This window comes from Streptomyces sp. NPDC003032 (assembly GCF_053591415.1).
Genome location: NZ_JBSFTT010000087.1, coordinates 1 through 9,153, shown reverse-complemented (window position 1 = coordinate 9,153; position 9,153 = coordinate 1). Strand labels below are relative to the sequence as shown.

The following is a 9,153-nucleotide window of genomic DNA, read 5'->3' as shown; positions in this document are numbered from 1 at the left end:
GGAACGACGCGACGACATCCATGAAGCCTTCCTCGGCCTCGCCGTCTGCCTGATCACCCACCGCCACGTCCAACGGCTTTGTTAGCACCTTTAAGCGAACGATGTGCGTGTACGTCGACTACGCCGACTGGAAGTTCCACGGACGGGACATGGGCCAGAAGGGCATCGTCACCGCCTACTGGACCAAGGGGCAACGGGGCCCGAAGGGATGCGACCTATGTCTGGCACAGAGCGGCTGACACCTTCCTCCACTCCTCGGCGCTTCACGCCGGGGGACCAGGTGACGCCACGCGAGGCGACCGACCACCCCGAAGACCCGGTCGGCACGGTCATAGCGCGTATCTCCACCGGCGAACTCCTCGTGGACTTCCCCGAGGCCGGCGGTGAGATGTACCTGGATGAGGAACTCGAACTGATTGAGCTGGCACCACCAGGCTGGACGCCGCCTCCCCCCATCCCGCCCACCAACCCTCAGGAGCCGGGCGAGAAGTAGCCGCTCGGGAGTGGCTTGAGCGGTGCAGGCTCGGAAAACGCCGACAATCCGTTCCGCCGGATCGGTGCACGACGATCAGCGCACACGGCTCCCAGCGTGCCCTTTCCGAGGCTGTGAGGGAGTCAGCCAGGGCGGTCACGGTGTGCCGCCAGTCCAGTCCTAGGCACTGTCTGACAAACGATCTTGGGTGGGTTCGCGGAGCCAGAGGATGAGTGCCGCGAGGTGGAGTCCGGCCTTGTAGCGGGTGGCCAGCTTGTCGAAGCGGGTGGCGATCGCGCGGAACTGCTTGAGGCGGTTGAAGCACCGTTCGACCACGTTGCGGGCCTTGTAAAGCTCTCGGTCGAAGGCCGGCCGCCGGCCTGACCGCGCCGCACACGGTTGGCCTTCTGATCCGCCCGCTCCGGGATCACCGCCCGGATACCCCTGCGCCGCAGGGACTGGCGGATCGCCCGGGACGAGTACGCCTTGTCCGCGATGACCGCGTCGGGCCTGCGGCGGGGCCGTCCGGCGCCGGTCCGGGGCACCCTCACGCCGTCCATGACCTCGTCAGATACGGTGGAATCGTTGACGTTGCCGGGCGTGACGACGACGGCCAGGGGCAGGCCACGGCCGTCGCAGGCGAGATGGACCTTGGTGGTCAGCCCACCGCGGGACCGGCCGAGCGCCTGGCCAGCCGTCGCGCATGCCGGATCTTCCAGTTCGTCCCCTGACGCCGCCCCTTTTTGCGGGCTCCGGCGGCGTGCTGGTGGGCTCGGTTGGTCGTGGAGTCGACCGAAACCGTCCATTTCACGGTTCCGACGGGATCGTCCCGGACCTGGACCTGCTCCAGCAGGCGGACCCAGGTGCCGCCCGCCTCCCAGCGGGAGAACCGCTCATAGACCGTCTGCCATGGCCCATAGCGTTCCGGCAGGTCACGCCATGGCACACCGGTCCGTAACGCCACAACACCCCGTTGATCACCTGCCGGTGATCCAGCCACGGACGCCCTCGCCCGTCAACACCGGGCAGCAGCGGCGCTATCCGCTCCCATGCCGCATCCGTCAGCTCACCACGACCCACCACGAGATCAATTATCAGACAGGCCCTAGTCGGAGCGTTCGGACGGAGCATGTCGACACCCATGCAGAAGAGCGGGTTTCTGATGCGCCGCAGCAGAAGTCCTACCCGGCCAATCGGTAACCGGGACATACCCGATGCGCTGGTAGAGGGCGTTGCTGGCCCGGTTGGCAGGGTCCGCGAAGCGCGAACAGCACGACATTCGTCGCTCCTGCGGCCAGCGCGGCTCGACTCGGCTCACTGGTCTACGACGGCGCCGACGGGGAACCGCCCGACTTCAGAGACAAATACTCCGGAATATCGCGCATGAGGAATGACGCCCCCCGCCACTCGGCGCCAGCGCGTGGAGCGCGAAGCGCCGCCAGGCCTACGCGAACGACCTTGGTGCGGAAAGGTCCGGTGGTGTAGGTGCAGCGGGCGTCCGCGAGCGGCGGCTGCCACTAGGCCGGATCCCGGTCTGCCTTCTCCCGGTTGCTGCGAGCGGTGACGGCGACCAGGGGTGCGGCCAGGAGACGGTGGAATACGAACCCGCCGGCTGAGCCCCTCGTCTCCGCCCTGACTGCTGCGTGCCGGGGCGGAGGCGTTCAGCAGGACCGCCATGCGGACCGGGCGTCCTATTGACGGCCGAGCCCCCGGTTCCACGGCGTCCCAGTGCATCCGGTCGACCGAGCCGCCTCGCATCGGCTTCGTCGGCGAACACCAGAGTGTCTTCGTTGAGCCGCCCGCCCCGGCGGCATCGGCGACGGATCGCTGAGCCGTCCCCGTTTTCGCCACATGATCGGTGACAGCGGTGACGGTGCAGGTCAGCGGTACGTTCGTGACTTCATGCATGGCCCGCCGGATGCCTTGGGCGGCCTCTGACCTGCGCTGTCACCGTTCTTCAGATCTTGTTGCTCATTGATCGTCCTGTTCGGGGCCTTGACCTGCACTGTCACCGCTGTCACCGATGTAGCCGTTGTTTCGGATGGTTCTCTAGAGGGGCTGTGCCTCGTCCGGCACACGAGGACCCAGGTGTATGCAACGGTCGGCTGTGTACCGTCGGCGGCAAGATCTCGACGACCAGGCCAGGTCCGGTGGTGATGCAGGGATCGCCCGCGTCGGTGTGGGTCAGCCGTCCCGGACCGGTGTTCCGGGCTGCCGACAGGGTCTGGGACAGGCGGCGGTGTGCGTCGAGCAGCCGCACCGCCAGGGCGCGTGGCCTCGTCGGCGGTCCGGTGTGGCCGAGCACCTCGGTGTCGAGGGTCTCGGCGTGTCACTGGTGAAGCGTCAATACCCGAGGTCTGCGGTAGCCGCCAGCTGACGGGACGAGTTTGCTGATTTTTTGTATGACATTGTCGTGAAGTGGCTATCGTCACTGTGACGCTGCCATGGCATGTGCGGTGCTCTTCGCTGGGGGGTGGGATAGACGGTGGAGCGACTGCTGGTGGATTTGCGGTCCGACGGGCGGGTGCAGGTGTCGTCGTGGCCTGCGGGAGAGCAGTTTCCGCGGCCAGTGGGTGATCCGGTGGAGCTGGTCTGGCCGCTGTCAGACGAGGACCTGGCGGATCTGAGGTGGTATCTGGAGCGGTATCTGCCTTTGCCGACCGCGGTGTACGGCGAGCGCGGTGCGCGGGTGGCTGCGGCGTTGCGTCAATGGGGTGAGCAGATCTTCACGGCGGTGTTCGGATCGGGTCCGGCTCGGGATGCGTATGTGGCGGCGCGGGTGCGGGGCGGTCCTGTGGAGATCGTGTTGTTGTCGAAGTCGGCGCAGCAGTTGGGGCATCCCTGGGAGATGATGTCGGATCCGGGTCGCGGTGTGCCGGTGGTCCTGGACGGCGTGGCAGTCTCGCGCGGTCTGCAGAACCCGGGCATGGCGGAGGTCATTGCCGTTGCTGGCGAACGGCTGAGGGTGCTGATGGTGATCTCCCGCCCAGAGGGGACTGAGGATGTCGACTACCAGATGATCGCTCGTCCGTTGCTTCAGCAGTTGGAGGCAGTGCGCGGCAGCGTGGACCTGGTGGTGCTGCGGCCTCCGACGCTGGAGCATCTGGGAAAGGCGCTGGCGGAGGCGCGGGCGGCCGGGGAGCCGTTCCAGGTGGTGCACTTCGACGGTCACGGTGTCTTCGGGCAGGTGCCGGTTCTCGGTGCCGGGGACGGGTGGGGCTCGGCAATGTACGAAACGCCCGGGCCGCTTGGAATGCTGGCGTTCGAGAAGCCCGGCGGCGGCAGTGACATGGTGGAGGCAGGGCGGGTGGCGCGCGTCCTGGTGGGGGCTCGTGTACCGGTGGTGATTTTGAACGCCTGCCAGTCCGCGCAGCTCGGGTCACAGGTGGAGGCGGCGGTAGCCACTCGGCTGCTGGCGGAGGGCTGCGCAAGCGTGGTGGCGATGGCGTACAGCGTCTATGCCGTGGCTGCGGCGGAATTCATGACCACCTTCTACTCACGGCTGTTCGCTGGTGACCGGATGACCGACGCAGTCACCGCCGGACGCGAGCAGCTTGCGCTCAACGACAAGCGGCCGTCGCTGAAAGGCATGCTGCCGTTGGCGGACTGGATGGTTCCGGTGCTGTACACCCGCAGTGAGCCGCGCTTTCCGGAACTGCGCATTGCCCGCAGTTCTGACGAGGCGATCAGGGAGCGGATCCGCGACGAGCCCCGGACCAGCCTGGAAAGTGGCCAGATCCGGGACCTGGCCTCGGCCGACGGATTCGTGGGCCGTCACGCGGACTTCTACACCCTGGAGGTTGCGGCCCGTCTCCAACACGTCGTCGTCGTACACGGGGCCGGCGGGACCGGAAAAACTGCGCTGGCCAGGGCCTTTGGCCAATGGTGGCGTGACACCGGCGGCGTCGCACACCCGGACGAGGTGTTCTGGCACTCCTTCGAGCCCGGCGTCGGATCCTTCGGCCTGGACGGCGTCATCAACAAGATCGGAGGACAGGTCTTCGGCACTGAGTTCGAGCAATGAAACGCCGACCGCCGCCAGACCGCCGTCGAAGAACTCCTCCGCGCCCGTCGCATGCTGCTCATCTGGGACAACTTCGAGTCTGTCCGCGAGATGCCCGACCCGGGCCGAGCCACCCCACCCCTTCCGCAACACGAACAGGACCGGATCAGCACCTTCCTGACCCGCATAGTCGGCGACGGCACAAGCGCAGTGGTGATCACCAGCCGCTCCCCGGAGAAGTGGCTCGGACGCGGCATACGCCGCGTCAACTCGGCGGCCTGAACAGCAAGGACGCCGCTCTCTACGCAGAGCAGCTGCTGGCCCCTTATCCCGCAGCACGCCTGCGCCGGCAGACTCCCGCCTTCGCCGACCTCATGCAGTGGCTTGAGGGACATCCGCTGAGCATGAACCTGACCCTGCCCCACCTCGACACCACTTCCGCACAGCACCTATTGGAGGGACTGCAGGGTGTTTCTGCCCTCCCCACGGACGACGTCAACGGTGATCACCATGCCTCACTGGCGGCGAGCATCGCCTACTCCTTTCAGCACCTCAGCTCTGCAGACCAGCAGGCCCTCACTGTCCTGAGCCTGTTCCACGGCGTGGCCTTCACCCTCGTGCTCGGCCTATTTATCAACGAGTCGGAGACACCCGAGCGTTTCCGTGACCGCACTGCAGGGCAGTTGGCGGAGCTACTGGAAGGGGCCGCGAACCTGGGTCTGCTAACAGCACTCGGCGATGGCATGTTCCGCCTGCATCCGGCTCTGCCCGCCCACCTGGCCGCCCAATGGCGCACCTGCAGCCCCGATACCCACGCAGCTGAGCGGGCCGCCGCCCTCGACGCCCTAATCTCTGCCCACGCCACCCTCAGCACCTGGCTGAACGAACACATCCACAGTGGCAACGCAAAGCTGGCGTTGACCCTGATCGGAGTTCAGCAGCAGATGTTGGGTGCCATGCTCGGACACGCTCTGGCACGCCACCGGTGGGCCGACGCCCAGACATTACTCCAGCCGCTGGACACATACTGGAGCGCTCGCGGTTCGGTGGCCGAGGCACGCTCCTGGCTGGACCGGGTACGTCTCGCCATCGAAACACCTGACGGTGTCCCACCCGCCCTGGACAGCCCCGCAGGCTCCCTCTGGCTGTCTGTCGTCATGACCCAGGCCGAACAAGTGCTGGCCAGCGGGCAGCTAGACCGCGCGGAAAGCACCTATCGCTCGATCCTCCGCACCCATCTGCAGCATCCTGCCAGCCCCCAGGAGCGCAGGCGCGTCGCCGACATTAACCACCAACTTGGCACCACCACCTACCTCAGAGGGCAGTTGGAGGAGGCCGAGGAGTGGTACGGCCGAGCCCTCACCACCAGAGAGGAGCTCGGCAACCGCCCCGGCATGGCCAGCTCCTACCACCAGCTGGGCATGGTCGCCCAGGACCGGGGACGGTTGGAAGAGGCCGAGGAGTGGTACCGCCAGGCCCTCACCATCAACGAGGACCTCGGCAACCGCCCCGACATGGCCAGCACTTACGGGCAGTTGCGGCTGCTCGCGGAAGCGCAGGCGGACACCGCGCAGGCCCTGGCATGGACAGTCAGGTGCGTCTCCCTCTTTGACGAGATTCACCATCCCAGTGCAGGACCCGGTTACTTCCATCTGCGTCGCCTGACGGCACAGCTGGGTGTACATGCTCTTGAACGCGCCTGGCAGGACGTCCTCAGCGAGCCGCTGCCCGCCAACGTGCGTAACTACGTTCTCACCGACCCTGCTGACAACGACTGATCTCAAGGGAGAGCACCGCCATGAACAACGCCATCAAGCAAGGTGCCCGGACTGCGGCCCGGCGCCTGACCACACCGGCACACCCAGTACTGGCCGAGGACGTGGAAGCTGCTTTGCACACCCGCCAGACAGCACAGGAGCCGGACCAGTACACCGACCCCGTGGCGCTCAGCGGCCTCATCGTGAGCATCGCCACCCTAGCCTGGACTATTTACAACGACATTCGTGGCCGGAGCGCCGCTGGCCCCAACGCAGACGCCGTATCACGCCGTATCCGCCTGCAACTTGACGACGCCGATACCCCCGCACCCCAGCTAGACCCCACCGAACGCGACCGCATCATCGACATCACCGTCGAAGAAACCCTCAACGCCGCCCAGCACCGCAACTCCGAGCGCTCATAGAGCATTCCGTTCATACCAAGCTGCCAGTCCGGGTCAGGCAACAGCTGGCCCCCGCCGGTCGGCATCCGTTCAACGGGCCGTCCGTCGGGGCCAGCTGTCCGGGTGTAGCCAGCGGAGCAATACCGCTCCCTCATGCTCGGCTGGCGGCGTCCCAGCAGTCCCGGAGCGGTCCCCGGACGCTCGGCGTCTAGCGGTGGTTTGTTACTGATCTGTTCGGGATGTTGTCGGGAAGGGTGACGGCTGGTGATCCCGGCGGTAGGCCGGTGGTATGCGGTACGCACAGGGCGGCGGGCTGACCACCGGGGGACGGAGCTTCAGGGAGCAGATCCGGTTCGAGGCCGGCAAACGGTTCGCGCGGGGTGGGAAGAACGCGGCGATCGCGAAGGAACTGCGGGTGGGTGAGCGGTCGGTGGAGTGCCGGCGGCGGGCCTGGCGTCAGGGCGGCACGGCCGCCCTGGCCTCCGCGGGGCCGCCGAAACCGCCCAGACTGACCGATGAGCGGTTCGCCGCACTGGAACAGGAACTGGCCCGGGGGCCGGCAGTGCCCGGTTGGGAAGACCAGCGCTGGACCCTGGCCCGCATCCGGGCACTGATCCTGTGGAAGTTCGCTCTGGACGTTTCACCGGCGGCGGTATGGCGGCTGCTGCACCGGCACGGCTGGCCCTGGCAGTCGCCCGCCCACCGGGCCGTAGAACGCGACGAGCACGCAGTGGAGCCGTGGAAGAGGAATGTGTGGCCGCAGGCGGAATGAGCGCGGCGGCGCTGGGAGCCTTCATTGCCTTCGAGGACGAGGCGGGCTTTGGCATGACTGCGTCGCGGGCCCGCACGTGGGGTCGGCGCGGGCAGACGCCGGTGGTGCGGGTGCGCGGCCGGTCCTGGCGCCGCTACTCCATCGCCGCCCTGTGCTGCTACCGGCCGGGCGAGCCCTCCCGGCTGATCTACCGGCCCCGCCGCCACCACAAACACCGCGGCACGGGCCGTAACAGTCTCGCCTGGACCGACCACCGCGACCTCATCGTCCGCGCCCACATCCAGCTCAAGGCCCCCATCGTCCTCATCCGGGACAACCCCAACACCCACCGAACCGCCGGAATGCGCCAGTACGCAGACGGGCATGACTGGCTCACCATCGTGCAGTCGCCCTCCTACGCACCGGACCTCAACCCGGTGGGAGGCCTCTGGTCGCTCCTGCGGCGCAACCCGCTGGCGAACATCGCCTTCACCGACGACGACCACCTCGAACAAACCCTCCGCCGCGGCCTGCGGCACATCCGGCACCGCCCCGACCTGATCGACGGCTGCCTCGCCGGCACCGGACTCCAACCGACCCACCATCCGACAACACCCCGAAAGGATCAGTAGAGCGGCTGGAGGCAACGGTCTGGTGGAGGTTGTTGGTGAAGGCGGGGGATGCGGTCCGCGCCGCCTGCCTTGTTGACGCAGGGCGTTTTGAAGTTCTGTTAAAGGGCCCATACGGGTCATCAGAGTCATCGAGGTGTTCCCTGGCAGGCCTCTGGGCTGCTCTGGGGCAGCGTGGTTGGGGGCGTGTCTGCGCTGCTGTGTGGCGATCAGGGGAGAGGGTATTGGCGGTTCAGGGGCCTGGTCTGACGAAGAATTTCTGTTGGTCTGGGCCAGGGTGGTTGTGCTGAAGGGCTGGGGTGGCGTGGGTCCTCACGTTGGGTGATCACTCTGCAGGGGGGTTCTTGGGGGTGGCCAGTTCTGGTTGGTACAAACCATGTGTCGAGGGTGCTGCTCCGGTGGCTCTGCACCCGGGAACGGCCAGCAAAACCGGTGAATTCCGCACGCGCCCCACTGTGCGAGATCCCTTGTTCGATCGACCGCCAGGGTTGGCGATTTTTGCGTGGTCCACACTTCCAGCTGGTTACGGCGAGTGGCACTCACCCTTCACCGCCTACGGGGTGCAAGTCGGTCGCCTACGGCTATTTTGCCTGCTCGCAGCCGTGCCGGGACCGAGTATTGTGTTCTAGTTCACATTGACCCTGGGAACTGCAGGGCGTTGACTCACACGGTCTGTGAAGGACTCGTGACTCTGGGGTGGGGACTGTGGGGCTGGAGCGGGGGCACCGTGATGCCGGTGCACGAAGACGAACACGTGCTGTGATCGGGACGGTGACAGCGGCGATGCTGCTGTCGTTGCTGCCTTCCGTGGCGCATGGGGCCGCTGGCCCTGCGCTTGCGAAAGCCCCGGTCGGCGGGCTGAGTGAACAGTCCGCGTCCGAGCGGGCGGTGGCGTCGGGGGAGCCGGTCGAGGTGTCCTCGGAGCGCACCGAGTACACGACGACGCTGGCGAATCCGGATGGCACGTTCGTCATTACCCAGGCCACCGAGCCCCAGCGTGCCCGGACCGCGGAGGGCGGCTGGCGGGGCATCGACGTCACGCTGGAGAAGCGCTCCGATGGGAGGGTCGGGCCGAAGGCGGCCGTGGTGGACCTTTCCTTCTCCGGCGGCGGCAGTGGTGCACAGATGCTGCGGCTG

8 protein-coding genes and 1 pseudogene are annotated in these 9,153 nt (G+C 67.0%); 8 read left to right on the top strand and 1 reads right to left on the bottom strand.

Annotated features, from left to right (window positions below; all coding sequences use genetic code 11):
* Window positions 1-101: 101 nt before the first annotated feature.
* Together ACWDZ7_RS42135 and ACWDZ7_RS42130 are read left to right on the top strand one after the other, a co-directional pair.
* Window positions 102-239: a hypothetical protein gene (locus ACWDZ7_RS42135; RefSeq protein ID WP_451804165.1), complete on the top strand. Its 138-nt coding sequence runs from the start codon at window positions 102-104 to the stop codon at window positions 237-239.
* The gene (locus tag ACWDZ7_RS42130; RefSeq protein ID WP_451804163.1) at window positions 218-493 is read left to right on the top strand and encodes a hypothetical protein; all 276 of its coding nucleotides are present in this window, start codon (window positions 218-220) and stop codon (window positions 491-493) included. Before ACWDZ7_RS42135 ends, ACWDZ7_RS42130 begins: the two co-directional genes overlap by 22 nt.
* Before the next feature lie 159 nt (window positions 494-652).
* On the opposite strand, the pseudogene ACWDZ7_RS42125 reads toward ACWDZ7_RS42130, so the two are convergent.
* A pseudogene (locus ACWDZ7_RS42125) lies at window positions 653-1,555 on the bottom strand (IS5 family transposase).
* Window positions 1,556-2,957: 1,402 nt separating this feature from the next.
* On the opposite strand from ACWDZ7_RS42125, the gene ACWDZ7_RS42120 reads away from it, so the two are divergent.
* The 6 genes from ACWDZ7_RS42120 to ACWDZ7_RS42095 form a co-directional block, all read left to right on the top strand.
* Window positions 2,958-4,496 (top strand): CHAT domain-containing protein, encoded by a 1,539-nt coding sequence (locus ACWDZ7_RS42120; RefSeq protein WP_451804161.1) that lies wholly within the window; start codon window positions 2,958-2,960, stop codon window positions 4,494-4,496.
* A 51-nt stretch (window positions 4,497-4,547) separates the two neighbouring features.
* On the top strand, window positions 4,548-4,757 hold the full coding sequence (locus ACWDZ7_RS42115) for a hypothetical protein (protein ID WP_451804159.1): 210 nt from the start codon (window positions 4,548-4,550) through the stop codon (window positions 4,755-4,757).
* 122 nt (window positions 4,758-4,879) lie between these two features.
* The gene (locus ACWDZ7_RS42110) at window positions 4,880-6,253 is read left to right on the top strand and encodes a tetratricopeptide repeat protein (protein ID WP_451804158.1); all 1,374 of its coding nucleotides are present in this window, start codon (window positions 4,880-4,882) and stop codon (window positions 6,251-6,253) included.
* A 20-nt stretch (window positions 6,254-6,273) separates the two neighbouring features.
* Window positions 6,274-6,657 (top strand): hypothetical protein, encoded by a 384-nt coding sequence (locus ACWDZ7_RS42105; protein ID WP_451804156.1) that lies wholly within the window; start codon window positions 6,274-6,276, stop codon window positions 6,655-6,657.
* Between the two features lie 268 nt (window positions 6,658-6,925).
* A protein-coding gene (locus ACWDZ7_RS42100; protein ID WP_451804154.1) for an IS630 family transposase occupies window positions 6,926-8,019 on the top strand; the annotation gives its coding sequence in 2 pieces (ribosomal slippage) (window positions 6,926-7,387 and window positions 7,390-8,019; 1,092 coding nt in all).
* A gap of 780 nt (window positions 8,020-8,799) precedes the next feature.
* On the top strand, window positions 8,800-9,153 hold a 354-nt coding region (locus ACWDZ7_RS42095; protein ID WP_451804152.1), incomplete at its 3' end, for a hypothetical protein.

Coding starts and splice junctions, on each gene's coding strand:
- ACWDZ7_RS42130 (WP_451804163.1), top strand. CDS start 218: ATGTCTGGCACAGAGCGGCTGACACCTTCCTCCACTCCTCGGCGCTTC.
- ACWDZ7_RS42135 (WP_451804165.1), top strand. CDS start 102: ATGTGCGTGTACGTCGACTACGCCGACTGGAAGTTCCACGGACGGGAC.
- ACWDZ7_RS42105 (WP_451804156.1), top strand. CDS start 6,274: ATGAACAACGCCATCAAGCAAGGTGCCCGGACTGCGGCCCGGCGCCTG.
- ACWDZ7_RS42110 (WP_451804158.1), top strand. CDS start 4,880: ATGAACCTGACCCTGCCCCACCTCGACACCACTTCCGCACAGCACCTA.
- ACWDZ7_RS42115 (WP_451804159.1), top strand. CDS start 4,548: ATGCTGCTCATCTGGGACAACTTCGAGTCTGTCCGCGAGATGCCCGAC.